At 72.0% G+C, this 25,251-nt stretch carries 29 protein-coding genes; 18 read left to right on the top strand and 11 right to left on the bottom strand.

The window, feature by feature from the left end:
• Positions 1–29: 29 nt before the first annotated feature.
• The 17 genes from fliD to DEI98_RS15090 all read left to right on the top strand — a co-directional run bounded on the left by fliD (position 30) and on the right by DEI98_RS15090 (position 13,989).
• On the top strand, positions 30–1,418 hold the full coding sequence (fliD, locus tag DEI98_RS15170; RefSeq protein ID WP_258370886.1) for a flagellar filament capping protein FliD: 1,389 nt from the start codon (positions 30–32) through the stop codon (positions 1,416–1,418).
• Positions 1,419–1,429: 11 nt separating this feature from the next.
• Entirely contained in the window at positions 1,430–1,903 is a 474-nt protein-coding gene (gene fliS / locus DEI98_RS15165; protein WP_084740422.1) for a flagellar export chaperone FliS, read from the top strand.
• Positions 1,893–2,219 carry a hypothetical protein gene (locus tag DEI98_RS15160; RefSeq protein WP_111101192.1) on the top strand — a complete coding sequence of 109 codons (327 nt, stop codon included), beginning with the start codon at positions 1,893–1,895 and terminating at the stop codon, positions 2,217–2,219. The genes fliS and DEI98_RS15160 overlap by 11 nt, the downstream gene beginning before the upstream one ends.
• Before the next feature lie 236 nt (positions 2,220–2,455).
• Complete coding sequence (locus DEI98_RS15155; RefSeq protein WP_017886135.1) at positions 2,456–2,800, top strand: flagellar basal body protein; 345 nt, start codon at positions 2,456–2,458, stop codon at positions 2,798–2,800.
• Positions 2,797–3,192, top strand: a complete 396-nt coding sequence (locus DEI98_RS15150; RefSeq protein ID WP_017886136.1) for a flagellar basal body rod protein FlgC — start codon at positions 2,797–2,799, stop codon at positions 3,190–3,192. The genes DEI98_RS15155 and DEI98_RS15150 overlap by 4 nt, the downstream gene beginning before the upstream one ends.
• The gene (gene fliE / locus DEI98_RS15145; protein WP_027465513.1) at positions 3,192–3,533 is read left to right on the top strand and encodes a flagellar hook-basal body complex protein FliE; all 342 of its coding nucleotides are present in this window, start codon (positions 3,192–3,194) and stop codon (positions 3,531–3,533) included. The genes DEI98_RS15150 and fliE overlap by 1 nt, the downstream gene beginning before the upstream one ends.
• Complete coding sequence (gene fliF, locus DEI98_RS15140; RefSeq protein WP_110863831.1) at positions 3,533–5,203, top strand: flagellar basal-body MS-ring/collar protein FliF; 1,671 nt, start codon at positions 3,533–3,535, stop codon at positions 5,201–5,203. Before fliE ends, fliF begins: the two co-directional genes overlap by 1 nt.
• A complete protein-coding gene (gene fliG, locus DEI98_RS15135; RefSeq protein ID WP_253183659.1) occupies positions 5,200–6,252 on the top strand; it encodes a flagellar motor switch protein FliG in 1,053 nt (350 codons plus the stop codon). The genes fliF and fliG overlap by 4 nt, the downstream gene beginning before the upstream one ends.
• Positions 6,245–6,919: a hypothetical protein gene (locus DEI98_RS15130; RefSeq protein WP_111101191.1), complete on the top strand. Its 675-nt coding sequence runs from the start codon at positions 6,245–6,247 to the stop codon at positions 6,917–6,919. Before fliG ends, DEI98_RS15130 begins: the two co-directional genes overlap by 8 nt.
• The gene (locus DEI98_RS15125) at positions 6,916–8,259 is read left to right on the top strand and encodes a FliI/YscN family ATPase (protein ID WP_111101190.1); all 1,344 of its coding nucleotides are present in this window, start codon (positions 6,916–6,918) and stop codon (positions 8,257–8,259) included. The genes DEI98_RS15130 and DEI98_RS15125 overlap by 4 nt, the downstream gene beginning before the upstream one ends.
• Positions 8,259–8,690, top strand: a complete 432-nt coding sequence (locus DEI98_RS15120) for a flagellar FliJ family protein (protein ID WP_071403924.1) — start codon at positions 8,259–8,261, stop codon at positions 8,688–8,690. The genes DEI98_RS15125 and DEI98_RS15120 overlap by 1 nt, the downstream gene beginning before the upstream one ends.
• Complete coding sequence (locus DEI98_RS15115; RefSeq protein WP_111046136.1) at positions 8,687–9,424, top strand: C40 family peptidase; 738 nt, start codon at positions 8,687–8,689, stop codon at positions 9,422–9,424. Before DEI98_RS15120 ends, DEI98_RS15115 begins: the two co-directional genes overlap by 4 nt.
• Positions 9,421–10,821: a flagellar hook-length control protein FliK gene (locus DEI98_RS15110; protein ID WP_111101189.1), complete on the top strand. Its 1,401-nt coding sequence runs from the start codon at positions 9,421–9,423 to the stop codon at positions 10,819–10,821. Before DEI98_RS15115 ends, DEI98_RS15110 begins: the two co-directional genes overlap by 4 nt.
• Positions 10,822–10,846: 25 nt before the next feature.
• Positions 10,847–11,290, top strand: coding sequence for a flagellar hook assembly protein FlgD (locus tag DEI98_RS15105; protein ID WP_071403921.1), 444 nt, complete (start codon positions 10,847–10,849; stop codon positions 11,288–11,290).
• Positions 11,291–11,380: 90 nt separating this feature from the next.
• On the top strand, positions 11,381–12,556 hold the full coding sequence (locus DEI98_RS15100; protein WP_111101188.1) for a flagellar hook protein FlgE: 1,176 nt from the start codon (positions 11,381–11,383) through the stop codon (positions 12,554–12,556).
• Between the two features lie 435 nt (positions 12,557–12,991).
• Positions 12,992–13,318 carry a helix-turn-helix transcriptional regulator gene (locus DEI98_RS15095; RefSeq protein ID WP_111101187.1) on the top strand — a complete coding sequence of 109 codons (327 nt, stop codon included), beginning with the start codon at positions 12,992–12,994 and terminating at the stop codon, positions 13,316–13,318.
• Complete coding sequence (locus DEI98_RS15090) at positions 13,300–13,989, top strand: cation diffusion facilitator family transporter (protein ID WP_111101186.1); 690 nt, start codon at positions 13,300–13,302, stop codon at positions 13,987–13,989. The genes DEI98_RS15095 and DEI98_RS15090 overlap by 19 nt, the downstream gene beginning before the upstream one ends.
• Before the next feature lie 25 nt (positions 13,990–14,014).
• On the opposite strand, the gene DEI98_RS15085 is transcribed toward DEI98_RS15090, so the two are convergent.
• From DEI98_RS15085 to DEI98_RS15075, 3 genes are all read right to left on the bottom strand, one after another.
• Positions 14,015–14,305: a helix-turn-helix transcriptional regulator gene (locus tag DEI98_RS15085; RefSeq protein ID WP_110863823.1), complete on the bottom strand. Its 291-nt coding sequence runs from the start codon at positions 14,303–14,305 to the stop codon at positions 14,015–14,017.
• 120 nt (positions 14,306–14,425) lie between these two features.
• Positions 14,426–14,581 carry a hypothetical protein gene (locus tag DEI98_RS15080; protein WP_017887460.1) on the bottom strand — a complete coding sequence of 52 codons (156 nt, stop codon included), beginning with the start codon at positions 14,579–14,581 and terminating at the stop codon, positions 14,426–14,428.
• Between the two features lie 89 nt (positions 14,582–14,670).
• Positions 14,671–15,306, bottom strand: a complete 636-nt coding sequence (locus tag DEI98_RS15075) for an isochorismatase family protein (protein WP_111101185.1) — start codon at positions 15,304–15,306, stop codon at positions 14,671–14,673.
• Positions 15,307–15,421: 115 nt separating this feature from the next.
• On the opposite strand from DEI98_RS15075, the gene DEI98_RS15070 reads away from it, so the two are divergent.
• A complete protein-coding gene (locus DEI98_RS15070; protein ID WP_111101184.1) occupies positions 15,422–16,369 on the top strand; it encodes a GlxA family transcriptional regulator in 948 nt (315 codons plus the stop codon).
• 17 nt (positions 16,370–16,386) lie between these two features.
• On the opposite strand, the gene DEI98_RS15065 is transcribed toward DEI98_RS15070, so the two are convergent.
• The 8 genes from DEI98_RS15065 to DEI98_RS15030 all read right to left on the bottom strand — a co-directional run bounded on the left by DEI98_RS15065 (position 16,387) and on the right by DEI98_RS15030 (position 25,104).
• Positions 16,387–17,253 carry a pentapeptide repeat-containing protein gene (locus tag DEI98_RS15065; RefSeq protein ID WP_111101183.1) on the bottom strand — a complete coding sequence of 289 codons (867 nt, stop codon included), beginning with the start codon at positions 17,251–17,253 and terminating at the stop codon, positions 16,387–16,389.
• A 265-nt stretch (positions 17,254–17,518) separates the two neighbouring features.
• The gene (locus DEI98_RS15060; protein ID WP_111101203.1) at positions 17,519–19,120 is read right to left on the bottom strand and encodes a Na+/H+ antiporter; all 1,602 of its coding nucleotides are present in this window, start codon (positions 19,118–19,120) and stop codon (positions 17,519–17,521) included.
• Positions 19,121–19,256: 136 nt separating this feature from the next.
• A complete protein-coding gene (locus DEI98_RS15055; RefSeq protein ID WP_111101182.1) occupies positions 19,257–20,390 on the bottom strand; it encodes a DUF475 domain-containing protein in 1,134 nt (377 codons plus the stop codon).
• A 146-nt stretch (positions 20,391–20,536) separates the two neighbouring features.
• On the bottom strand, positions 20,537–22,105 hold the full coding sequence (locus DEI98_RS15050) for a UDP-N-acetylglucosamine 1-carboxyvinyltransferase (RefSeq protein WP_181431587.1): 1,569 nt from the start codon (positions 22,103–22,105) through the stop codon (positions 20,537–20,539).
• A gap of 110 nt (positions 22,106–22,215) precedes the next feature.
• Positions 22,216–23,007 carry an anti-sigma factor domain-containing protein gene (locus DEI98_RS15045; RefSeq protein ID WP_111101181.1) on the bottom strand — a complete coding sequence of 264 codons (792 nt, stop codon included), beginning with the start codon at positions 23,005–23,007 and terminating at the stop codon, positions 22,216–22,218.
• Positions 23,004–23,549, bottom strand: a complete 546-nt coding sequence (locus DEI98_RS15040) for an RNA polymerase sigma factor (protein ID WP_111101180.1) — start codon at positions 23,547–23,549, stop codon at positions 23,004–23,006. The genes DEI98_RS15045 and DEI98_RS15040 overlap by 4 nt, the downstream gene beginning before the upstream one ends.
• A gap of 68 nt (positions 23,550–23,617) precedes the next feature.
• Entirely contained in the window at positions 23,618–24,250 is a 633-nt protein-coding gene (locus DEI98_RS15035; RefSeq protein WP_111101179.1) for a class F sortase, read from the bottom strand.
• A 14-nt stretch (positions 24,251–24,264) separates the two neighbouring features.
• Complete coding sequence (locus DEI98_RS15030) at positions 24,265–25,104, bottom strand: DUF4397 domain-containing protein (protein ID WP_071403907.1); 840 nt, start codon at positions 25,102–25,104, stop codon at positions 24,265–24,267.
• Positions 25,105–25,251 lie beyond the last annotated feature (147 nt).

Raw genomic sequence — 25,251 nt, 5'->3', positions numbered from 1 at the left:
GCCAGGGAGTGTCGACGATGTCCTCGTCCGTGTCCTCGAGCACCAGCCTCGCGATCGATGGTCTGGTCAGCGGTCTCAAGACGACCGACCTCATCAACTCGCTGATGAGCGTCGAGGGGGTCCCGCAGACCCTGCTCAAGAACAAGCTCACCACCACCAACTCGTTCATCTCGTCACTGCAGACGCTCAACGGGTTGATCCAGGGGCTCGCCACGAAGGCCGCGGACGCCGCGAAGGCCTCGTCGCTCGACCTCTTCGCCGCGACGAGCACCGCGCCGAGCGTCACCGCCGTCACCGGTGCCGGGGCGACCGCCGGCTCCATCAGCTTCACCGTCGGTTCGACCGCCTCGGCCCAGGTCGGGGTCACGGCCGCGATGTCGACGTGGTCGACCGGTGCGCAGCCGATCACGATCGTCGGCGCGGACGGCGGGTCGACCACCGTGACACCGGCGTCCGGTTCGCTCGACGACGCCGTGTCCGCCCTGAACAAGTCCGGTGCGGGCGTCACCGCGACGAAGGTCTCCGCCGGCACCGATGCCGACGGCAGCAAGCTCTACCGCCTGCAGGTCACGTCCGCCACGACCGGGGCGGCCGGCGGCTTCCAGGTGTACCGGGGCGGTGCCGACGACGTGGCAGCGGGCACCGCGACGAACGTCCTCACCGATACGGGCGCCGCCGTCGTCACCGCGGCGACCGACGCCAGCGTCACCCTCTGGGCCGGCACCGCCGCCGCGCAGACGGTCACGAGCGCCACGAACACCTTCACCGGGCTCGTCCCCGGGCTCGACGTCACCGTGTCGAAGGCCACAACCGAACCCGTCACCGTGACGGTCGCGCAGGACACGACCAAGGCCCAGTCCGTGGCCTCCGGGCTCGTCGACGCGATGAACGCGGTCGCCGCCTACTACAAGACGAACACCGCGGTGTCGAGCTCGACCAGCGCGACGTCCGGCACCACGACGACGAAGGCCGGCGTCCTGCTCGGCGACGGTGCGTCCCGCGACGCCGTGCAGCGGCTCACGAGCACGATGTCCGCCCCCGTCGGCGGCAAGTCGCCGTCGACGATCGGCATCGTGATCACGAAGGACGGCAGCTTCACCTTCGACCCGGAGGTCTTCCAGAAGGCACTCGCCTCCGACCCGAAGGCCACCCAGGCGATGCTCTCCGGGGTCGCCGCGAACGTCGGCGCCGCGGCCACCGCCGCGTCCGACAAGTACGACGGCTCGGTCACCACGTCCATCACCGGGCAGCAGGCCGTCGCCAAGGACCTCAACACCCAGATCGACAGCTGGACCGACCGGCTGACGATGCGCCGTGCCGCCCTGCAGACCCTCTACTCATCCCTCGAGACCAGCCTCAGCAAGCTCCAGTCGCAGTCGAGCTGGCTCGCCAGCCAGCTGGCCTCGACGTCGAGCTGACGGGAACGACCATGACCTTCGACTTCCAGGCAGCCGCCTTCCGCCAGGCCGCCCAGCCGCGCACCGTCACCGACCAGCGTCGTGCCCAGTACACGAACGAGGCCGTGCTCTCGGCGACGCCGGCCCAGCTCGTGACGATGCTCTACGACCGGCTGCTGCTCGACCTGCACCGTGCCGAGGCCGCGCAGGTCGCCGCCGACTGGGAGGCGGCCCGCGAGCAGCTCCTGCACGCGCAGGCGATCGTCGGTGAACTCTCGAGCACCCTCCGGATCGACGTCTGGGACGGCGGCGAGGGCCTGCTGGCCGTCTACAACTACGCCTCCACGTCGCTCATCACGGCGAACGTGCACCGCGACGTGCAGGCCACCCGCGACTGCATCCGGATCCTCGAGCCGCTGCGTCAGTCGTGGCACGAGGCGGCCGCCTCGCTGCCCGCGACGCCCGCCACGCAGCAGCCGACCGGGGGAGCCCTCGGTGTCGCCTGAGCCGTCCGCAGAGCTGTCGCCTGAGCCGTCCGACGGACGAGCCGCATGGGAGGCCCTGCTCACGTCCCTGGAGCACGACGCCGCCGGGCAGGCGGCCGACTCCACGGCCGCGGCCGGGTGGTCGGAACCGGCCGGGCTGGGACCGCTGCCGCGTGACCTGGTGGGACGGGCCTCCCGGCTCCTCGCCGCGCAGCGGGACCGGATGACGGTGCTCGAGGCGGACCGCCGCTCGACGCTGGAGCACCTCGGTGCTCTGCGCGCCGTCGACGCCACGCGCGAGCCCCGCGGCTCCGTGTACCTCGACGCTTCCGCCTGACCCGCGCCCCCGCATCAGTTCTGCGACAGAGCACCCGTCGATCGACGGGTGCTCTGTCGCATCTCGGGTGGTCCGCCCCACCGCCGCACCGCCCCCCGTTCGGGGCGATGCCTAACGCGGCGGACGACGGGCTCCGATAGCGCCACTCGAGCACGGATCGCTCACCAGTTCGGCCAGGGATCGGCCACCACCGCACGGCGACGTCGCACCGACGACGCCTGACGAGGGGATCCTTCGTGTTCGATTCCGTGACGAGCGTCGCGCTGCAGAGCGCACTCGACGGCCTGTCGATGCGCCAGAAGGTGATCGCGAACAACATCGCGAACATCAACACGACGAACTACCACGCCGAGAAGGTCCAGTTCGAGGACGCCCTGGCGAAGTCGATCGTGGACGGCGACGGCGCCACCACGCCGACGATGGCGCGCAGCCTCGAGCCGACGAACACGAACGGCAACAACGTCAACCTCGACGAGGAGACGCTGTCGAACATCGACACCGTGCTGCGGTACCAGTTCGCCACGCAGGCGATGAACTCCGAGCTCACCAGCGTCCGTGCGGCGATGCGGACGAACTCGTGACGACCTTCGACGCGATCGGCATCGCGAGCACCGGCCTGACCGTGCACCGGAAGTGGCTCGACGCCGTCTCGGACAACATCGCGAACGCGAACACCGTGAAGTCGATGGACGACACCGCGTTCCAGGCGCGCTACGTCGAGGTGCAGGAGGGTGCCGGCGTCTCCGGCGCCTACGTCAAGGGCGCTGCGTTCGGCAGCGCCGCCGGCCGGGTGACCTACGACCCGGACAACCCGCTCGCGAACGAGGAGGGCTACGTCCGCATGCCCGACATCGACCTCGGCACGCAGATGGCGGACCTCATCATGGCCCAGCGCGGCTACCAGGCGAACGCCGCCGTGGTCGACCGTGCCAAGACCGCCTACGAGGCGGCACTGCAGATCGGGAAGAACTGATGCCCATCGACGCCGTGAACGGTGTGACCACCAACGCGATGACGAACGCTCTGACGAGTGTGTCGGGGACGTCCAGCGACAGCACGAACGCGACCGGTGCCGCCGGCGCGACGACCGACGGCAGCGGGTTCGCCGCGAGCCTCGGCAACGCCGTCGACGGGCTGCAGTCGTTGCAGAGCGACTCGAAGACCCTCGCGCTCAAGGCCGTGACCGGCAACCTCGACGACATCCACGACGCCACGATCGCCGCCACCCGCGCGCAGGTCACGCTCGAGCTCGTCTCCGCCGTCCGCAACAAGGGCGTCGACGCCTTCAACGAGATCATGAGGATGCAGGCCTGATGCCCGTCGCCGTCAAGAACGTCTTCGCGCGCCTCAGCGCCTACGTGAAGGGCTTCTCCGCCGCCCAGCGCACCATCGCGATCCTGGCGATCGCGGCGCTCGTGCTCGGCGGGATCGCCCTGGCGTCCTGGCTCGGCAAGGCGTCCTACGCCCCGCTCTTCACCGGGCTCGCCGCGGCCGACGCGAGCTCCATCACGGACCAGCTGCAGACCGACGGTGTGCCGTTCCAGCTCACCGACGGCGGCGCGACGATCCTCGTGCCGCAGGCCCAGGTGTACTCGGAGCGGCTCAAGGCGGCGTCGAACGGCCTGCCGTCGTCGAACGAGGGCGGCTACTCGCTGCTCGACAAGATGGGCGTGACGAGCTCGGAGTTCCAGCAGGACGTCACCTACAAGCGCGCGATGGAGGGCGAGCTCGCCAAGACCATCGGTGCGATGGACGGCGTGCAGACCGCCACCGTGCAGCTCGCGATCCCGGAGAAGTCGGTGTTCGTCTCCGAGGAGAAGGACCCGACCGCGTCGGTGTTCATCGCGACCGAGAACGGCACGCAGCTCAGCACCGACCAGGTGCAGGCCATCGTGCACCTGACGAGCGCCTCGGTCGAGGGCATGCAGCCCACCGACGTCTCGGTCGTCGACGCGAAGGGTCAGACCCTGTCCGCCGTCGGCACCGGTGCGACCGGGAGCGGCGCGGACCAGGCCGCCGACTACGACGCGGCGACGAGCAAGAAGATCCAGGACCTGCTCGACACCACGCTCGGCGTCGGCAACGCGACCGTCGTGGTCTCCGGGACCATGAACCAGGAGTCCGGCACGCGGACGTCCGAGAGCTACACGAGCCCGACCTCGGGTCCGGTCGCCCTGAACGAGTCGAGCACCACCGAGGAGTACGGCGCCGGCTCCGGCGCGGGGAGCGGCGCGACGGGGGTCCTCGGTCCGGACAACATCGCCGTCCCGAACGGCACCGCGACGAGCGGCACCGGTGACGACGGGTACAAGAACGAGTCGGCGACGAAGAACAACGCCGTCGACCACACCACCGAGACCACGCAGATCCCCTCGGGCGGGCTCGACCGGCAGACCATCTCGGTCGCGCTGAACTCGAAGGCCGACGCCGTGCAGAACGCGAACCTGCAGAGCATCAACGACCTGGTGTCCGCCGCCGCGGGTGTCGACCAGGACCGTGGCGACCAGGTCAAGGTCGCGATGATGGACTTCGACACGAGCGCCTCCGACCAGGCCGCCAAGGCCCTGGAGGCCCAGCAGAAGGCCGACCAGCAGGAAGCACTGTGGTCGTCGATCCGCACCGCCGGCATCGTGATCGGCATCGTCCTCGCCGTCATCGCGATCATGTTCTTCGTCGCCCGCCGCAACCGGAAGCAGGAGCGCGAGGCCGTCGACCTCGGCGAGCTCGACGCCTTCGCCGGTGAGACGTTCCAGCTGCCCCTCGCGATGGACGGCGTCGACGACCGGGCCACGCTCGGTGCCGGTGACGCGCCGACCGCCGTGCTGTCGGCGATGCCCGCCGGCGACGCCCCCACCGAGGTGCTGACGACCGAGGAGATCACCGCCGAGCGCCGCCGTCAGGACATCTCCGCCCTGGCCGAGCGCGACCCGAAGCGCACCGCCGAGCTCCTGCGCGGGCTCCTGGACGACCGGGCACCGGTGTGAGCGCGCTCATGCCGAGCCCCGGCGGCGGCTCCGGTCCGAGCGACCGTGCCCTGACCGGTGCGCAGAAGGTCGCGCTCATCCTCATGCAGATGGAGACCGACCGCGCCGCCGAGGTGATGAAGCAGTTCACCGAGATGGAGGCCGAGGAGATCTCCGCCGAGATCGTCCGGATGCGCCGCGTCGAGGACACCGTCGTCGACCAGACGCTGTCGGAGTTCCACCGGATCACGATGAGCGGCCGGCTGCAGAAGCGCGGCGGCAAGGAGACCGCGCTCGGGCTGCTCGAGGCGTCGTTCGGCGCCGAGCGGGCCGCCGGCGTGATGGACCGTCTGGCCTCGAACCTCGCCGGCCAGTCGTTCGACTTCCTCGACGACGCCGAACCCGGCCAGGTCATCTCCCTGCTCGAGGGCGAGCTGCCGCAGACGATCGCCCTCGTGCTCGCCCACCTGGGCGCCGGTCAGGCCAGTGCTGTGCTCGCCGGGATCGACGAGCGGGTCCGCACCGACGTCGCCCAGGCCTTCGCCACGATGGGCAGCGCGACCCCCGAGGCCGTCGGCATCGTCGCCGGTGTGCTGCGCCAGCGCGCCGGGGCCGTCGTGTCGCCGCGCGAGAGCGTCGAGGTCGTCGGTGGCATCGCGCCCCTGGTCGACATCATCAACCGCTCGGACGTCGCGACCGAGAAGGCCGTGCTCGAGGGACTCGAGGCCCGCGACCCGGAGCTCGCCGAGGACATCCGCTCCCGCATGCTCACCTTCGAGGACATCGTGAAGCTCGAGTCCCGCGACATCCAGCAGGTGCTGCGCGGCATCGACTCGAAGATCCTCGCGACCGCCATGAAGGGCGCAGCCGGTCCGGTCGTCGAGACCATCCGCGCGAACGTGTCCGAGCGCAACCGCGAACTGCTCGACGACGAACTGCAGGCCATGGGCCCGGTCCGCGTCTCGCAGGTCGAGGAAGCCCGCGCCGAGGTCGTCCGTTCCGTGCGCGAACTCGAGGCCCAGGGCGTCGTCACCGTGCACCGCGCCGAGGAGGACGAGCTCGTTGACTGACACCGTCGTGCACCGCGTCGCCTTCCCGGTGCTCGCCGACCCCGCCGAACGCGAGCGCGCGTCGAGCGCGGACGTCCGCGGGCACGCGGCCGGCTACACCGCCGGCCTGCGGGCCGCGCAGGCCGAGACCGACGCCCTGCGCGCCCGGCTCGAGGCCGAGCACGCCGCGCGGATCACCGCGCTGCAGGCCGACACGGCCCGCCGGATCGCGGTCCTCGACGCCGCCACGAACGCCATGCTGTCCACGGTCGCACCTGTCCTGGCGGACGCCGAGGCGTCGGTCGCGAGTGCGGCAGTCGACCTGGCCGAGGCGATCGTCGGGAACGTGGTCCGCGCCTCCAGGCCCGCACACGACGCGAACGTCACCGACGGTCCGAACGGACCGGGCAGCCGGGAGGCCCGGATCGCGTCCGGCGCCGAGGCCACCGTCCGGCGGGCGCTCGCGTCCGTCGACAGCACGGTCCCGGTGGCCGTCCGGCTGAGCCCGGCGGACGCGGCGCGCGTCGCCGGCCTCGACCTGCCGGTGCCGGTCGTCGCCGACGGCGCCCTGCGCGACGGCGACGCCGTCGTCGACCTGCCGGACGGCATGCTCGACGCGCGCATCGCCACGGCGCTCGACCGCGCCCGCACCGCCCTCGGTGTCGACGCGACGGGAGCCGACCGGTGACCGCCACGCTGCTCCGTCCGCGCGGTCTCAACGAGGCGCTGCTGCGGGCCGCACCCCAGCGGGTCGGTGTCGTCACGAGCGCCGTCGGCCTGGGGCTCACGATCGCCGGGCTCGACGCCCGCGTCGGCGAGGTCGTCACGGTCGGCGCCGAGGACGGCGACCAGACCGCGGTCGAGGTCGTCGCCACCGATGCCTCGGGCGTCCGCTGCATGCCGCTCGGCCGCCTGACCGGCGTGACCGCGGGCACCCCGGCGCGTCCGACCGGCCGCCCGGTGCTCGTGCCGACCGGATCCGGTCTGTTCGGCCGCGTGCTCGACGGGCTCGGCCGACCGATCGACGACCGCGGCCCGCTCGAGGGTCCCGGCGGCGAAGCGGTCACCTGGGTCCCGCTCGACCACGACACCCCGAGCGCGATGGCCCGGACCCGCATCGACACCCCGATGCAGCTCGGCGTCCGCGTGCTCGACACCCTGACCACCGTCGGCCGCGGGCAGCGGATGGGCCTGTTCGCCGGGTCCGGCGTGGGCAAGTCGTCGCTGCTGTCGATGATCGCGCGCGGGAGCGACGCAGCCGTCAACGTCATCGCCCTGGTGGGGGAGCGCGGCCGTGAGGTGCGCGAGTTCCTGGAGGACGACCTGGGACCCGAGGGGCTCGCCCGCTCGATCGTCGTCGTGTCCACCTCTGACGAGCCCGCGCTCATGCGCCTGCGTGCCGCGTTCGTCGCGACCCGCATCGCCGAGTCGTTCCGCGACGCTGGCCAGGACGTCGTGCTCATGATGGACTCGCTCACCCGCGTCGCGATGGCGCAGCGTGAGATCGGGCTGTCGGTGGGGGAGCCGCCGGCGACCCGGGGCTACCCGCCGTCGACGTTCTCGGTGCTCGCCGGACTGCTCGAGCGCGCCGGGACCGACCGCGTCGGCAGCATCACGGGCATGTACACCGTGCTGGTCGACGGCGACGACCACAACGAGCCGATCGCCGACGCGGCCCGCAGCATCCTCGACGGCCACGTCGTGCTCGACCGGAAGCTCGCGATCGCCGGGCACTTCCCGTCGGTCGACGCCCTCGGCTCGGTGTCCCGCGTCGCCTCGAAGGTCACCCGACCCGAGCAGCGTGCCGCCGCCACCGTGCTGCGGAAGGTGATGGCCGCCCGAGCCGGCGCCCAGGACCTCCTCGACGTCGGTGCGTACCAGCGCGGGTCGAACCCGCTCGTGGACGCCGCCGTCGACCACCAGGGATCGATCGACGCGTTCCTGCGCCAGGGCATGGACGAGCGGGCGACCGCTGATGCGTCCTGGCAGCGCCTCGGCGGCCTCGTGCAGCAGCTGGGGGTGTCGTGATGGCCCGCCGTTTCCCGCTCGCCGGACTCCTGCGCCTGCGCCACACCGAACAGGACCGTGCCGCCGCCACACTGGCCACCGCGAACGAGCGCGTCCGCGACGCCGCCGACGCCCGGATCGCCGCACGCCGCAGCCTCGCCGACAGCGAGGACGCCCAGCCCATCCAGGACGCCGCCACCCTGAGCGCCGTCGCCGCAGCCCGTGCCGCGACCCGCGGGATGCTCGAGGAGCTCGACGCCGTGGTGCAGAACCGCCGTGCCGACGCCGACCGGGCGCAGCAGGACTACACCGCCGCGCGTCGCGCCGCCGTCGGCCTCGAGAAGCTCGAGGGCAAGCACACCGAGCAGCAGGCGGCCGAGGAACTCCGGACCGAACAGAACGCCCTCGACGAGATCGCGGCACGACGCCGCACGGAAGGTGGTGCCCGATGAGCGTCGAAGCGGTGCTCTCCCGGATCTCGGAGATCCGGTCCCAGATCGACACGCTGCGCGGCGGGACGGCCACGGCTGCCCCGAGCGCCTCCGCCACCAGCGGTGCCGCGGGATCGTCGGCCTTCGCCGATGCCCTCGCGACCGCCGACGGCACGACCGGCGCCGCGAGCGCTGCCGGTGCGACCGCCGCAGCGACCCCGACGGCCACCCGTGCCCCGGCGACCTCGGTCGACGCCGGCGCCGGCACCCTCGCCACCGGCAGCGGTGCGACCGGCGCCGACGTCGTGGCCGACGCGAAGAAGTACCTCGGTGTGCCGTACGTGTTCGGCGGGGAGACGACCGCGGGGATGGACTGCTCGGGCCTGGTGCAGACGGTCTTCAAGGACCTCGGGGTCACGATGCCCCGGGTCGTGCCGGACCAGGCGAAGATGGGCGTCGAGGTCGGCTCCCTGAAGGACGCGCAGCCGGGCGACCTGATCATCCCGAAGGGCGAGGGCCACGTCGTCATCTACGTCGGCGACGGCAAGGTGCTGCACGCCCCGCGCCCCGGCAAGGACGTCCGGATCGTCGACAACTGGTACTCCGACGCCGACATCGCGACCATCCGCCGGATCGTCCCCGCCCAGGCGGCCCCGGCGGCCGTCACCGCGCCGACCGCCTCGGCTGCGCGCTCCGCGACCGACCTGCAGACCGCCGCGCTGCTGTCCATGATGCAGTCCGGGAGCGCCGCATGAGCCTGACCATCGCCACCCAGCCGTCCGTGCCCACCACACCGGGCTCCACCCGGGGTGCATCGTCCGACCCCGCGGCTGCCGGGTCCTTCGGTGCGGCACTGACCGCCGCCGTCGCGACCGAGCGGCGAGCCGGCGACGGTGGTGCCGGGCGGGACGACACCGACGGCCGCACGGCGGACGGCTCGGACGCGACGTCGGGCACCGCCACCACGCCGTCCGCGTCTGCGTCCACGTCCGCGTCGGACCAGGCGGTGCCGAGCGACGCAGCGCCCGTCGACGCGCAGGCGCTGCTCGCCGCCGGACTCGTGGCCGTGGTCGCACCGCTCGTTCCGGCCAGCCGCGCCGCCGAGACGCCCGCCCGCGACCCACACGCCGTCGTGGCCGCAGCGGTGACCGCCGGAACGACCAACACCACGACCACGACACCGCCGTCGGTGGAGGGGGACACGTCGACGCCGGTCCCGTCGACTGCGGCGCCGACCACCGCCCCCGCCACGGCGACCCCGCAGCAGGCACCGGCGTCCGGCACCGCACCGGAGACGGCTGCCGCTGCGACGACCCGCCCGGCGACCGCCGCCGAGACGACCCCCGCCGTGACGCCCGCCGGCACCGCGTCTCGGGCCGCTGCCGCGACGACCGTCACCGGCGCCACCCCCGCGACGACCGCTGCGTCGACGACCACGGCCGCGACCGACCCGGCGACCACCGCCCCGACGGCCGCTGCCGCGATCGCGGCCCCCGCTGCCACCCGCACCGCCGACGGCGACACCGCCACGGTGACCTCGGCTCAGGCGCCGGTCGTGGCGGCCGCCGCCCCGGCAGCCGCCACCGGCTCCCGAGCCGGCCACGGGACGGAGCAGCAGGCGTCGACGCCGGGTGATCCGGGCCTCCCGGCCGTCGCCCCCAGCCGCGGTGGCGAGACGCCGTTCGTCATGTCGACGACACCGACCGCCGCGCCCGCGGCGGCGACCGCGCCGGCCCCGGCACCGCTCGCCCAGCAGCTCGCGCGACCGGTGTTCTCGCTCGCACAGGCCGGCCCCGGCGAGCACGTCGTCACGGTGCAGGTCGTGCCGGACAGCCTCGGCCCGGTCACGGTCCGCGCGCACGTCACCGCCCACGGCATGCACGTCGAGCTGTTCGCCGCGTCGGACGCCGGCCGTGAGGCCGTCCGCCAGGTCCTCCCGGACCTCCGCCGCGACGCGGCCGGCACGGGTGTGAGCACCACGCTCGACCTGTCGTCGCAGAACCAGCCGCAGGATGCGCCGGGTCGCGACGAGCGCCCGGCCGCACGTGCGCTGCCTGGCGACCCCGCTCTGGAGGCGCGGGTCACCCCGCGCACGCAGCCCACCGCCCACACGCCCTCCATCCGCACCGCGGGACTCGACGTCCTCGCCTGATCCGGCTCACGAACAGGAACGCACCATGCCCATCGACGGCATCACCGGCAGCGTCGACCCGACCGCGCAGGCCGCGGCCCTCGCCGCGAACTCCACCGCCCAGAAGTCCCAGACGATGGACTCCGAGGTCTTCATGAAGCTGCTCGTCACGCAGCTGCGCAACCAGGATCCGTCGTCGCCGATGGACACCAACCAGATGATCGGCCAGCAGACGCAGCTCGCGATGATGGAGCAGATCACCAACCAGACCACGACGGGGAACGAGAACTTCTCGCTCCAGATGCGCATCGCCGCAGCGAACCTCGTCGGCAAGCAGGTCAGCTACACCGACGCCGACTCGGGCAAGTCCGTCACCGGGACCGCCTCGGCCGTGTCGTACGCGAACAGCGTCCCCACGGTCACCGTGAACGGGAAGGAGGTCGCTCTCGACGTGATCTCCGGCATCACCACCACCGCTCCGGCGTCCTGACGCCCGCTCGTTCCTTCCTCGTTCTTCCTCGTACTCCCTCGTACTCCCTCGTACTCCCTCGCTCTTCCTGCCTCTCCGAAAGGACGCACCATGCTCCGCTCGCTCTACTCCGGGATCTCCGGCCTCCGCTCCCACCAGCAGATGCTCGACGTCACCGGCAACAACATCGCCAACGTGAACACCGTCGGCTTCAAGTCGTCGACCACCGTGTTCCAGGACACCCTGTCGCAGATGACCCAGGGTGCCGGCGGACCGCAGACCGGCATCGGCGGCACGAACCCGGCCCAGATCGGCCTCGGCGTGCAGGTCGCCGGCGTCTCCACGAACTTCTCGCAGGGCTCGGCGCAGGCCACCGGCAAGGCGACCGACCTGATGATCTCGGGCGACGGCTTCTTCGTCACCCGCCTGGGCAACGACACCGTCTACACCCGTGCCGGTGCGTTCGACTTCGACGCCAACGGCCGCCTGGTCACCGCCGACGGCAAGATCGTGCAGGGCTACCCGGCCACGAACGGCGTCGTCAACGAGAACGGACAGCTCTCCGACATCACGCTGCCGCTCGAAGCAGCGGCCCCGGCGGTCCGCACCACCGCCGCCACCGTCGCCGGCAACCTGCCGTCCGAGACCGCCGTCGGCCAGACCATCACCCGCGAGGCCACCGTGTACGACGCCGCCGGCGCCAAGCACACGATGTCGCTCGCCTACACGCGCACTGCCGATGGCTGGGACGTCACCGGGCGCAACGGCCAGGGCACCACGGCGACGACCTCGCTGACCTTCGGCACCGACGGCAAGCTGACCGCCGGCGGCACCCTCGCCGTCGGCGGCATCCGGGTCGACATGGGCGACCTGACCGGGTTCGCCTCGCTCAACACCGCGGCGATCGGCTCGCAGAACGGCCGCGAGGCCGGCGCGCTGCAGGGCTACTCGATCTCGAAGGACGGCACCGTCACCGGCACGTTCTCGAACGGTGCGTCGCTCGCGCTCGGCCGCATCGCGCTGGCCACGTTCGCCAACCCTGCCGGCCTCGAGAAGACCGGGGCGTCGGGCTACCGCGCCACGGCGAACTCGGGCGGTGCGACGGTCGGCGGTCCCGGCTCGGCGGGCGTCGGCTCGCTCGCGGCGGGGACGCTCGAGATGTCGAACGTCGACCTGTCGCAGGAGTTCACGAACCTGATCGTCGCGCAGCGCGGGTTCCAGGCGAACGCCCGCATCATCACCACGTCGGACGAGGTGCTGCAGGAGCTCACGAACCTGAAGCGCTAGGCGCGGGCGCTCGCGTCGCGGGCGCTGCGCTCGCGTCTCGCGTCGCGTCGCGGGCGTTTGGTGAGCAGGAATGGTCGGGTGCTGAAGGGGGACTCGACCATTCCTGCTCACCATCGTTCGTGGTGCAGGGAGTTCGGCGCCGCTTCGTGACGAAACGGTGCGTCGCCACGTCTCATCGGTGCGATGCGCGAGAACCACGACACCGACCACCAGTCCGACCACCGCTGCTGCAGCGTCTTCGATCGCTGGCGGTGTGAGCGTCCGGACGGCCATCCGGGACCCCACGCATCGGGCGCTGGGGGCACCCGCACGAACTGGAACGACGCGCTGACCGGGCGGCGGCTCGGGGACGTCTGAGATCGAACGCTGCCCGGGAGCGCGACGCGTCGTCCGGATCGGTGGCGGTCTGGGCGTGGCCCGATGTATGGTCAGCGCATGCTGACCATTGCCTCGCGGCACGACGTGCTGAACCGTCTCGGGCGCGCGCTCTCCGACCCGACCCGCGCGCGCATCCTGCTCCGGTTGCTCGACGAACCCGGCTACCCGGCACGGCTCGCCGAGGAACTCGAGCTGACGCGGACGAACGTGTCGAACCACCTGGCGTGCCTGCGCGGCTGCGGGATCGTCGTCGCCGTGCCCGAGGGGCGTCGGACCCGCTACGAGATCGCGGACCGCAACCTCACCCGCGCGCTCGAGTCCCTGGTCGACGTGGTGCTGGCGGTGGACGTCGCCGACGACGACGGATGCGAGGTGGAGCGGTGACCACGGCTGCGATGTCGCTCGCACCGGCTCGTGTCGGCGTGCTCCGGCGACGGATCCGGTGGATCGTCGCGGCGACCATCGCCTACAACGTGATCGAGGCCGTCGTGGCGATCGCCGCTGGATCGGTTGCGTCGTCCACCGCGCTGATCGGCTTCGGGCTCGACTCGATCGTCGAGGTCCTGTCGGCAGCGGCCGTCGCGTGGCAGTTCGCCGGGCGCGACCCGGAGGCCCGGGAACGAACGGCACTGCGGGTGATCGCGGTCTCGTTCTTCGGGCTCGCCGTCGTGGTCAGTGTCGATGCCGTCCTGACCTTCACGGGTGTCCGGTCGCCGGAGCACAGTCCGGTCGGCATCGTGCTGGCCGCGGTGAGCCTGGCGGTCATGCCGTTCCTGAGCCTCCTCGAACGGCGGACCGGACGCGAACTCGGTTCTGCGTCGGCGATCGCCGACTCGAAGCAGACGCTGATCTGCAGCTACCTGTCGGCGGCGGTGCTGCTCGGCCTGCTGGCGAACAGCCTGTTCGGCTGGTGGTGGGCCGATCCGCTCGCAGGACTCGTCGTGGTCGTGTTCGCCGTGCGCGAGGGACTTGAAGCCTGGCGCGGTGACGCGTGCAAGCAGTCGGTGTCGGCGCTGACGGGGGAGCGCGAGGGCGACGGCTGCGACTGCTGCTGAACGGAGTCTGCCCGCGGTCGGCGGTTCAGTCGGCTTCGGACTCGCTGACGTGGCTGACCGCGTCACCGACGATGTGCGCGATGTGCTCGTCGTGCAGCGAGTAGACGGCGTTCCGCCCGATGCGCTCGACCTGCACGATGCCCGCGAGCCGCAGCGTGCGCAGGTGCTGGGACACCAGGGGCTGCGACAGCTCGGTCGCTTCGGCGAGGGAGCCGACGTCGGAAGGCTGGGAGATCAACGCCGACAGGATCCGGAGTCGGGCGGGCGAGGACAGCGCCTTGAAGAGTTCGGCTGCTGCTTCGATCCCGTCTGACATGGACTCATGTAAGCGCACGCGCATACGTGCATGCAACACGACGGCCCCGGCGCGGTGCGTCGGGGCCGTCGTGCAGGTCCGTCGATCGGTGCTGATCACGGGCCTGCGCTGATCAGGGGATCAGTGCTCGTCGTAGTGGTCGCCGTGCTGGGCGTGCTTGTGTCCGTCGTGGACGAAGTCGACGTGGTCCTCGTGCTGGACCGTCTCGTGGCCGCAGCCGTCCTGGTGGGTGTGCTCGGCGACGGTGTGCTCTGCGCTGTTCTCGTGCTCGGCCATGGTGACCTCCTGCTGATCGTCGATTGGGATGCCCTCAGCGTAGATCACCTATGCAGAAGTAGCAATACATTTATAGATGAGAACGGATGTCAGCCCGGGAACCGCTGGGTTCCCGCGACGGCCGACGTCGGCAGCGCGTCCCCGGGGATCGCGACTCCGGCGGTGAGTGCCGACGTCCACTCCGCGGTCGGTGCGACCGCGGCGAGGTTCGACTGCAACAACGCCATCAGCGTGCGGTGCACCGTCTCGGCGGACACGGCCCCGCCGGCGTTGACGATGTTGATCGCGCCGGTCGCGTCGGACAGCACCTCGACCGAGACGCCGAGTGCCTCCGCCTCGGCTGCCGAGGCGATGATGCAGTTGTTCGTCATGAAGCCGACCAGGGTGACCGTGTCGATCGACCGCTCCTGCAACCAGGCGAGCAAGTCCGTGTGGGCGAAGACGGAGCTGAACTGCTTCGTGACCTGATGCCACTGGGGCGTCCGTCGTCGCTCGATCTCGGGGTGCAGGGCGAACGCCTCCGTCGTCGGGTTGAACACCGGCGCAGCGTCACCGGCGGTGTGCTGGACGACGACGATCGGCGTGCCGGCAGCCGTCGCGGCGTCGATCGCGGTCGTGATCTGCGCGAGCGCGTCGCGGACGGGCGGGAACCGGACCTCGAGTGGACCGCTGAAGTACTCCAGCTGGATGTCGACGAGGACGAGGGCGCGCTGGGGATCGGACACGGGAGCTCCTTGGGTCGGTGGGCGTACTCGACGATCCTCGTCCGTCGATGCGCTCGGTGCGATTGGCACGCGTGCGTCGGTACGATGGATCTAGGCCAAACCGGAGGAGTCCCGCGTGCGGATCGCCATCTACGCCTTCGACGGCATCACGATGTTCCACCTGTCGGTCCCGCAGATGGTGTTCGACGAGGTCACCCGGCTCGGGCTCGCCGACTGGGGGACCGTCGTTTTCTCCGACCGGCACGGTTCGGTCCGGACCGCCGAGGGGCTGACGCTCGGTCCCGTGCAGGGGCTCGACGCCACGGCGGACGCCGACCTGGTCGTGGTGCCGTCCTGGACCGACGACGGCACCCGACTGCCGGCACCGACGGAAGGGGCGGTCGTCGACGCGCACGCGCGGGGAACGGTCGTGGTCGGTCTGTGCCTCGGGTCGATCGCGGTCGCCGGTGCCGGGCTCCTCGCGGGACGCAGCGCCGTCACGCACTGGCGCGAGGTCGACCGGCTCGCCGCCGCACACCCCGACGTCACCGTGGACGCCGACGTGCTCTACGTCGACCACGGTGACGTGCTGACCTCGGCGGGCACGGCGTCCGGGCTGGACGCGTGCCTGCACGTCGTGCGGACGCGGCTGGGCGCCGAGGCAGCGAACCGGGTCGCACGGAGCCTGGTCGTCGCGCCGCACCGCGAAGGCGGACAGGCCCAGTACATCGAGCGGCCGGTCGTGCAGCATCGGGGCGACGACCCGGTGGCGACGGCATCAGCCTGGGCGGTGGAGCACCTGGACGAGGAGCTCGGCGTCGACCGACTCGCTGCGGCGGCCCACATGAGCCGCCGCAGCTTCGTCCGGGCCTTCAAGGCGTCGACCGGCACCACCCCGGCGGCCTGGGTACGGAGTCGCCGTCTGGACGAGGCCCGTCGGCTGCTCGAGACCACCGACCTGCCCGTCGACCGGATCGCCGCAGCGTGCGGGTTCGGCAACCCGGTCACGCTGCGGCAGAACTTCGCCGTGGCCTTCGGCAGCACACCCTCGAGCTACCGCCGAAGGTTCGACGCGAGGCCCTGACCGGCCGATCCGCGGTCTCAGCGCGGCGCCGTGGGCGAAACCGGGGCGGCCGTCGACGGCCAGTGTGTCGGTCGATCGACACCACGGGGCAGCGCCGTGGTGCCGTCTCCGCGCGCCGCGTTCACCTGCGCCTGTGTGAGGAACACCGCCGTGGACAGGTCGGCTCCGTCGACCCGTGCATCCCGGAGGTCCGCGCCGAGCAGGTCGACACCGGACAGGTCGACACCGCGCAGGTCTGCCGCGATCAGCGTGGCTCCCCGCAGGTCGGCCGCGCGCAGCGACCGTGCGCCGAGGTCGCGCCCGGCGAGGTCCGCCCCCGGACGCAACAGGCCGTCCGGAGCGTCGTCCGCACCGGCGTTGTACCGGCCTCGGACCTCGGCGCTCACCTCGATCAGGACATCGCGCACTCTCGCGTGCAGTGGCTCCACGTCCAGCGCGAGGAGCATCGGCCGACCGGCGTCGAGGCTTCGCCGGATCTCCTGCGCGAGCAGGGCAGCGTCGTCTGCTGAGTCCGGGGTCACCGCACGGTCCTGTGCCTCGGCGAGGTGCCAGAGCATCTCGTGCAACCTGCGGACGATCGGGAACACCCGGAACATCTCCGCGCGGGAGTCCGGGTGGTCACGCCAACTGACCCCGTCGTAGAGGGTCTGGGACACGTACTGGCCAGCACCGGAGCAGTCGAAGACGGTGCAGCCCCGGAACCCGCGCGGCCGCAGCGCCTGGTGGATGGTGCAGGAGAAGTCGTCAGCGAGGTTGCCGCAGGGGGTGCCGGCGGGTTTGTCGATCGGGAAGTCGGCGGAGCGCTGGAACCCGAAGGCGGTGCAGCAGAGCGCGAAGCAGTTGCCGCAGTCCGCGCGCAGGGCGGACCGGTCGGTGGTCGTCATGGAGTGGTCTTCCTCTGGTGGTCTGGATGGTGTGCCAGGTGCGGGGGAACTCCTGGTGGAGTTCCCCGTCCGGGCGCACGAGACCACCCCCGCGCGTCGGCGGGGCGAACCGGTGGTGCTGGGCGACCGGTGGGTCACCGAGAGAGACGGAGGATCACTGCGGCCAGGCTAGCGTTCCCGGTGCGATGGGAACGCGGAACGGGCATACCTGATCGGAACGACCGACCGGGTACGCCCGATTCGACCAGGTGCGCCCGGAGTCGCCCTACGACGATGTGGGCGGTGACGCCACCGGTTCGATGCCGTCCAGCCGCGCCTCCTCCGCGTCGTACCCGGCGCGCACCTGGCGCAGCACCAGGTCGTCGATCTCGTCGGCGTCGCGCAGGCGCAACAGGGTCCTCGCCTTGTGCTGGACGAGTGCGAGCTCGAGGGCGACCGCGTTGTCGTGCTGCAGCAGCGCGGGATGGTCGTCGTCGTCCCCTTCACGGGCCTCGATCACGTCGAGGTGTGCCTCGTAGTCCTTCCGCAGGCGATCGACGGTCGCACGATCGGCTCCGGTCGACCGAGCGAGACGGGGGAGTGCATCGAGCGCCTCCTCGATGGCGGTGCGTTCGGCGTAGCGGCGTTCCTCGCTGACGGACTCGTCCTCGGGCAGCGCGGCGCGACGCAGGACGGCCGGCAGCACGAGCGCCTGGCCGACGATCGTGACGATGACCACCCCGGCGGTGACGAAGACGATGAGGTCCCGCTCGGGGAAGTCGCCGCCGGACTCGAGGGTGCGCGGCACGGCGACGGCCATGGCGAGCGACACCGCGCCCCGGAACCCGGCGAACCCGCTGACGAGCCGGTCGCGGTGGCCCTCGCGGGGTTCTCCGCCGGTGCGTCGGGTGACGAGCCAGATGGTCCCGCCCGCGGCGTTCAGGAACGCGAACCGCACGATGACGAGCAGCACCGCGACCGCGAAGACGATGCCGGTCCCGCGCAGCAGGTCGGCGGGGTCGAGTGCACGTGCGGCGACCATCGCCTCGATGCCGACCAGGACGAACAGCGCGCCGTTGAGCAGGAAGGTCAGGAACGACCAGAACGCGCGCACCTGCTGGCGGGTCTCGGCTCGGTCGAGCTTGGGACCGACCTGGCTGACGACGATGCCGGCCGCCACGACGGCGAGCACGCCGGAAGCGCCGATGGCCTCGGCGGCCAGGAAGGCTGCGAAGGGCACGAGCAGGGTGACGAGGTTCTCGAGCACGACGGTGTCGACGCGCCGCAGCACCATCGTCCCGATCCACGCGGCCGCGAGCCCGGCGGCGACCCCGCCGATGTAGGACAGGACGAGCATGCCGGACACGCCCCAGAACGTGAGCTCCTGCGTGCCGACGGTGACGGCCACCGCGATGCCGTAGACGACGAGGGTGGTGCCGTCGTTCACCAGGCTCTCGGCCCGGAGCACCGTGACGTTCCGCCGCGGCAGCATCTTCGTGAGCACGCCGACCGCGGTCGCGTCGGTCGGGGCGACCGCGGCGCCGAGCACCCAGGCCGGTCCCCACGGCATCCCGAGCAGGTGCAGCAGGACGGCGACGGCACCGGCGGTCACCACGACGAGCAGGGTGCCCATCAGGACGATGCCGCGCAGGTTCTTCCGGATCTCGCGGAGCGACGTCGTCAGGCTCTCCCAGTAGAGCAGCGCCGGCAGGAACAGCAGCAGCACGGCCTCGGCGGGGAGCTCGACGTCCGCGAACTCCGGCACGAGCCCGAGCAGCGCGCCGAAGACCAGGAGCAGCACGGGTGGTGCGATCCGGACCCGGTCGGCCACGGCCGCCGTCAGTGCGATGGCGAGGCCGAGCACGACCACCAGTTCCGGTCCCAGCACGTGCACTCCGATCGTCGTCCGACCCGCCAGTCAACGCCGATCCACGGTGGATCCTTCCAGAACAGCCGGACGACGCGCCGCACACAGCCGAACGACGCGCCGCACCAGGCCGCACGATGCGTCACGAGCCGCCGCGTCACACCGCCCGCGGCCGCCGCACCACCCGCCGCCACCACGCGCGCCACGGCAGGGAGCTCACCAGCGCCGACCCGATCACGACGGTCCCGAACCACCCCACGACGACGCCCGGGATCGGCACGAGCAGACTCGCCCACAGCAGCACCGACAGCACCCCGAGGACGTACGCCGCCCCGGCCTTCAGGTACCGCAGCCGCTTGAGCCCCGCAGCCTGGTCGACCCGCGAGGTCAGGCGGGCCAGGAACACCGCGCCCACCCCGATCGCCCCGATGGCGACCGCGGCCTGCTCGAGCGCCCCGAGCCCGTCCGACCCGAGCGGCCCGGACCCGGACAGGCTGTACACGCCGTCGAGGATCTCGAAGAGCATGAACACGACGAGCCCCCGCTCGAACACGACCGTCGACGCGTAGAGGTGGATGCGCCAGGCTCCGCGGCCCACCCCGATCGACGCCGTGTCCGACCCGCCGCTGCCGGGGCCGCTGCGCAGCGCCCACGTCGCGGTCCGCTTCGACACGAGGTACGCCGCGATGCCGGCCACCCCACCGAGCGCGACCGGCAGCAGCGCACCGGCGGCCCAGCCGGAACGCGACCCGACGAGCACGGAGGTCACGACGACCCCCGTCGCAGCGGTGACCAGCGACCAGACGCGGGGTCGCGCAACGGAGGCGAGCCGTGCCTCCAGGCTGCCCAGCCACGACCTGCGGGACGCGCGGTCGGTGTTGAACAGGTACTCGGCGAAGACCTGCCAGATGAACGCGGCGCCGAAGGCGGCGAGGGCGGGACGCACCTCGGCCAGGTGCGCGGAGAACGAGCCGGGCGCGAAGACGGCTTCCTCCACCGAGCTGGCCGGGTCGGTCGCGTCACCGACCGCGACGGCGGCCGGCGGCAGGAGCAGGCGCATCGCGAGCACGCCCGCGACGATCCCGAGCGACAGGAACAGCCGCCGGGCGGGGGAGTGCAGTCGGCCGGCGATGCCGGCCATCGGCACGGACGAGTCTGCGGCCATCGCGATCTCGAGGAACGCGAGGGCGACGAAGGCGAGCGCTGCGGCGGGGCCGAGTACCAGCCAGGCCGCCGCGGCGGCCGCGACGGTGATGAGCAGGGGGACGGTCAGGAGCGATCTCGTGGCCATCTGCCCATCCAGCACGGTCGGCCTGGGCGGCGCATGGAGCACTGCTGGGCATCGGCCTGGAGGCCCGTGGGGAGCCCGTCAGACGGGTGACGGCCCGTCCCCACTTGCGGGGACGGGCCGTCAGGTCGCGCGGGTGGGGCGTCGAGTCAGTCGTGGAACGTCTCGATGGACGCGCCGAGCGAGTTCAGGCGCTCCTGCAGCTGCTCGTAGCCACGGGCGATGATGCCGACGTTGCGCAGGACGCTCTCGCCCTTCGCCGCGAGCATCGCCAACAGGATCACCACGGCGGGCCGCAGCGCCGGCGGGCAGCTGATCTCGGCACCGGAGAAGTGCGTCGGGCCGGTGACGTCAAGGCGGTGCGGGTCGCGCAGGGTGACGCTCGCGCCGAGGCGGGTGAGGTCGAGCAGGTGGATCGCCCGGCCCTCGTAGACCCAGTCGTGCACGAGCGTGGTGCCCTCGGCCATGGCCGCGATGACGACGAAGAACGGCAGGTTGTCGATGTTCAGGCCGGGGAACGGCATCGCGTGGATCTTGTCGATCGGCGCGTGCAGTTCGGACGGGTACACCGTGATGTCGACGAGGCGGGTGCGGCCGTTGGCGGCGGCGTACTCCTCGGTGACGTCGAAGCGCAGGCCCATCTCGGCCAGGGTCGCGAGCTCGATCTCGAGGAACTCGATCGGCGCACGCGTCACGGTGAGGGTCGACGCGGTGACGATGCCGGCGGTCAGCAGGCTCATCGCCTCGACCGGGTCCTCGCTCGGCCAGTAGTCCACGACCTCGTCGATGCGGCTCTTGCCGGTGATGCGGAGCGTGGTGGTGCCGATGCCCTCGATCTGCACCCCGAGCAGCTCGAGGAAGAAGCAGAGGTCCTGCACCATGTAGTTGGGGCTGGCGTTCCGGATGACGGTCTCGCCGTCGCGGGCCGCGGCGGCCAGGATCGCGTTCTCGGTCACGGTGTCACCGCGCTCGGTGAGCACGACCGACTTGGTGGGGACGGCCTGGTTCGCGACGTCGACCTCGTACCAACCGGAGGTCGCCTCGACGTCCACGCCGAACGGACGGAGCGCGATGAGGTGCGGCTCGACCGTGCGGGTGCCCAGGTCGCAGCCGCCGGCGTAGGGCAGGCGGAAGGACTCGTACCGGCCGCTGAGCGGGCCGAGGAACATGAGCACGCTGCGGGTGCGGCGGGCGGCGTCGGCGTCGATCGCGTCGAGGTGCAGGTCGTCGGGGGCGACGATCTCGAGGGTCTCGCCGTCCTCCGACCAGGTGACGCTCGCACCGAGGCTGCGGAGCACGTCGATGATGCGGTCGACCTCGACGATCCGGGCGACCTTGTGCAGCCGGGTCACGCCGCGGTTGAGCAGCGAGGCGCAGAGCAGTGCCACGGCGGCGTTCTTGCTCGAGTTCACCGCGATGGAGCCGCTGAGCTTCCGGCCGCCCTGCACGCGCAGGTGGGCACGCTGCGGGGCGCCGCCGATCGAGACGATCTGCTGGTCGAGGGCGTCGCTGATGCGGGTGAGCATCTCGAGGGACAGGTTCTGCCCGCCCTGCTCGATGCGGTTGATCGCGCTCTGGCTGGTGCCGACGCGTTCGGCGAGCTGGGCCTGCGTCATGCTGCGGCCCTTGCGGGCGCCCCGGATCAATGCGCCGACCTCACGGAGGGGTGCTGCGGTCGCCGGAGATGCCGGCGAGACGACGGTGGTGGTGTCGGTCATGCGCGCCACGCTAACACGGTCATGAGATAAAGCGGTGGAAGATCGACACCCGTCGCGCGTCCTGAGGTCTCGAATACGTCACAGTTGGGAATTTCGGGGGACGAAACTGCTCAGGGATCGGTCAGGGTGCCCCGGACGATCGAGTCGCCGGAGTGCGCCGGATCACCGTCGTCGGCCTCGGCCGAGACGTCCACGACCGGGAACTCCGCGGTGTCGATGCCGTCGGGCACCGTGAAGCGGCCCTGGTCGCCGTCGAGGTAGCCGACGCTCACCAGTCCGCCGAGGTCCGACCGCATCATCCAGACCTCGCGCAGCGGACCGGTGTCGGAGCGACCGCGCTCTCCGTGCAGGTCGACGAGCAGGGTCACCCGGCCGTCCCGGTCACGTTCGAGTTCGGCACGGCCGGTCGTCCCCGACCAACCGGGCAGCGCTGCGAGCTCGGTGTTCGCCAGGACGGTCTCGGTGTCGCCGCGGGGGAGTCCGGGGACGACCCCCGACGCCACACCGATGCCGAGGACGACGGCGAGGACACCGACGCCGGCGATCGCGTTGGCGAGGGCTCGGCGACGACGGGGTCGGGGTCGGCGGGCCACGGCGTGGTGCTGCGCGTCGGACGGCCTGGCGACGGACGCGCGTTCGTCCGCTCGTCCGGCTCGGGTCGGCGGCGCCGCAGCCTGTTGTGGCGTCCGGGCGATCTCGGCCGCGATCCGGTCCCACACGTGCTCCGGGGGCGCGGCCAGCGTGATGTCCTCGGACGCACGGGTCACCGCGGCGACGCGCTGCAGTGCGGCCACCTCGTCGCGGCACCGGTCGCAGGACGCCAGGTGCTCGGCGACGTCGTCCGCGGCGACCTGGTCGGAGACCGCGAGCATCGCCAGCGTCTCGTCGTCGACGTGCTTCATTCGATCACCTCCAGACGTGTTCGGAGCCGAGCCAGACTTCGGTGGATGTGGCTCTTGACGGTGCCCAGCGGCAGTTCGAGCCGTTCGGCGATCTCACGATGGCTGAGGTCCTCGTAGAACGCCAGCCGCATCACGCGTCGTGGGACCTCGTCGAGCCGCTCGAGCTCGCCGGCGACGAGTGCGCGCTCGGCCAGGTCGAAGGCCGGTTCCGGCGCCGGGGTGGTCTCCTCGACCACGTCCGGGTCGGCGGCGCTGGCGTGCCGTCGACGCTCGTTCTGCGCGTCGGCGATGCAGTTCCGGGTGATGCCGACCAGCCACGCGCCGAGCGGGGCACGCGTCGGGTCGTAGCTCGTGCTGCGCTGCCAGGCCTTCACGAAGACCTGCTGCGTGACGTCCTCCGCGGCGGCCTGGTCGGCCAGGGCGCGCAGGGCCAGCGAGTACACGAGCGACGACCACCGTTCGTAGACGGCTCGCAGGGCGTGCTCGCCCCCGGCGCGGAACGCGTCCGAGAGCTCGCTGTCGTCCGGGAGGATGGTCGTCACGTCTTCCTGTCGCTGGCGCGGTCGTCGTCGACCACGATCCGATCGTAGGGGGCGGATCGTCGCCACGGTCAGGCCGGGACCGCGGTGACGACGAGGTTGCTCTCGTAGTGTCCGGTGGCTGCGTCGAACGTCCCACCGCAGGTCACCAGGACGAGCCGTCGTGGTCCGTCGTCACGGAACACCTCGCCCCAGGGGAGTCCCTGCTTCTCGAGCATGCTGACGGAGTCGATGCGCCACGCGGTCTCGGCACCGTCCGCGTCGGTCAGGGTGACCCGGGTGCCGGTCGGGGCGTCGCCGAGGCGTGAGAACGGGCCGATGCCGTAGCCGACCGCGTCGACGTGGGCCGCGATGACGACGGTGCCCTCGGTGGACGACGGTGCGGCACCGAACCGGTACCAGCCTGCGGTCGCCGGGTCGGGCGGCAGCGCCATCGCGCCGTCCTCGTCGACCCCCTCGGGGCGGACCGGCGCACTGATGCCGGCGTGGTCGACCGTGATGGTGGTGGGGGCGGGGGCGTCCCGGACCGGGGGGATCGTGGCGGCCTGCTGCGGGACCTCGGTCGAGAACGCCGACGGGACCGGTGTGGGGGTGGTGGTCGGCAGGACGGACGGCTGCCCGCCGGGGGTGGTCCCGGCCGACGAGCACCCGGTCAGGGCGGCGGCCGCCACGGCGACGACGAGCGTCACCGTGGCGGACCGCACGGGGCGTGGCACGTTCAGCGGCGGGTCGCTGCGTGCCGGCGGCGGAGCACCACGGCCCCGATCGCGGCAGCGGCGGCCAGTGCGGCCGCCGCTGCGCCGACCAGGGGCAGGGGGTCCTGGTCGTTCGTGGCCACGAGACCGGCGTTCCCGGCGGGGACGCCGTTCGGCGTGCCACCGAGGTCCGCGATCGTCTGCGTGGCGAGGGCGAGGTTGTCGTCGTCCAGGCTGCCCCAGGCGTAGACGATGGTCGACGAGCCCGCGGTGACCGCGACGTCCGCCGGGCCGATCACGGGGTCGGTGGTCCCGGTGGCGGCGACGGTTGCAGACACGGTGCCGGCCGGCAGTTCGAGTGCCTGCTCGTCGGGGTTCGACAGGTTCGACACGACGGCCTTGCCGCCAGCGAGGACGTCGACAGCCGGTGCGGCGGCGACATGCCGGACGACCAGGCGTCCCTGGCCGGCCGCGACGGCCGAGGTGTCGTTGGTGAACACCGTGGCGGTCGGCGACCCGTCCGTGGCGTCGTGGGCGACGGCGGTGTAGTTGCCGCCGGCGTCGAACGAGACGTCCGCCGGGCCGATGATCGGCTTCGACGCGTCGGTGGCGTCCGAGGCGGTGATCGCGAGCTGGTGTGCACCGGCCGGCACCATCATCGGGCCGGCGAGGGTGCCCGGGGTGAAGTCGTCGATGGCCCGTTCGCCGTCGAGGTACACGTCGACGGTGACGTCGGGGACGGCATGGAGGACCGAGAGCGTCGCCTCGCCGGTGGCGGCGGTCGCAGCGGTCGCGGGCAGTACGGCCGCAGCGGCGGCGAACAGGACACCGGCGCTGAGGCCGGTGGCGAGTGTCTTGCGCATGACGTGTCTCCTTCGGGCCTGTCCGGGCCGGTGCGGACGACGTCGTCCTCGACGTCGTACCCCCACTACCGCCGGAGCACCCCGATCGGATGCAGCGATTTCCTGGGGATCAGCTGAGACGGCGCGAACGCGTCGCTAACGCACCCG

The sequence above is a fragment of the Curtobacterium sp. MCLR17_034 genome (assembly GCF_003234485.1).
Lineage (GTDB): Bacteria > Actinomycetota > Actinomycetes > Actinomycetales > Microbacteriaceae > Curtobacterium > Curtobacterium flaccumfaciens.
The sequence above is the reverse complement of the archived record's forward strand: the minus strand, read 5'-3'. Positions and strand labels throughout refer to the sequence as shown.

Coding starts and splice junctions, on each gene's coding strand:
- DEI98_RS15055 (WP_111101182.1), bottom strand. CDS start 20,390: ATGGCCACGAGATCGCTCCTGACCGTCCCCCTGCTCATCACCGTCGCG.
- fliE (WP_027465513.1), top strand. CDS start 3,192: ATGCCCATCGACGCCGTGAACGGTGTGACCACCAACGCGATGACGAAC.
- DEI98_RS15090 (WP_111101186.1), top strand. CDS start 13,300: ATGCGAGGTGGAGCGGTGACCACGGCTGCGATGTCGCTCGCACCGGCT.
- DEI98_RS15065 (WP_111101183.1), bottom strand. CDS start 17,253: ATGACGACCACCGACCGGTCCGCCCTGCGCGCGGACTGCGGCAACTGC.
- DEI98_RS15045 (WP_111101181.1), bottom strand. CDS start 23,007: ATGAAGCACGTCGACGACGAGACGCTGGCGATGCTCGCGGTCTCCGAC.
- DEI98_RS15095 (WP_111101187.1), top strand. CDS start 12,992: ATGCTGACCATTGCCTCGCGGCACGACGTGCTGAACCGTCTCGGGCGC.
- DEI98_RS15100 (WP_111101188.1), top strand. CDS start 11,381: ATGCTCCGCTCGCTCTACTCCGGGATCTCCGGCCTCCGCTCCCACCAG.
- DEI98_RS15085 (WP_110863823.1), bottom strand. CDS start 14,305: ATGTCAGACGGGATCGAAGCAGCAGCCGAACTCTTCAAGGCGCTGTCC.
- fliF (WP_110863831.1), top strand. CDS start 3,533: ATGCCCGTCGCCGTCAAGAACGTCTTCGCGCGCCTCAGCGCCTACGTG.
- DEI98_RS15050 (WP_181431587.1), bottom strand. CDS start 22,105: ATGACCGACACCACCACCGTCGTCTCGCCGGCATCTCCGGCGACCGCA.
- DEI98_RS15105 (WP_071403921.1), top strand. CDS start 10,847: ATGCCCATCGACGGCATCACCGGCAGCGTCGACCCGACCGCGCAGGCC.
- fliS (WP_084740422.1), top strand. CDS start 1,430: ATGACCTTCGACTTCCAGGCAGCCGCCTTCCGCCAGGCCGCCCAGCCG.
- DEI98_RS15115 (WP_111046136.1), top strand. CDS start 8,687: ATGAGCGTCGAAGCGGTGCTCTCCCGGATCTCGGAGATCCGGTCCCAG.
- DEI98_RS15030 (WP_071403907.1), bottom strand. CDS start 25,104: ATGCGCAAGACACTCGCCACCGGCCTCAGCGCCGGTGTCCTGTTCGCC.
- DEI98_RS15110 (WP_111101189.1), top strand. CDS start 9,421: ATGAGCCTGACCATCGCCACCCAGCCGTCCGTGCCCACCACACCGGGC.
- DEI98_RS15120 (WP_071403924.1), top strand. CDS start 8,259: ATGGCCCGCCGTTTCCCGCTCGCCGGACTCCTGCGCCTGCGCCACACC.
- DEI98_RS15080 (WP_017887460.1), bottom strand. CDS start 14,581: ATGGCCGAGCACGAGAACAGCGCAGAGCACACCGTCGCCGAGCACACC.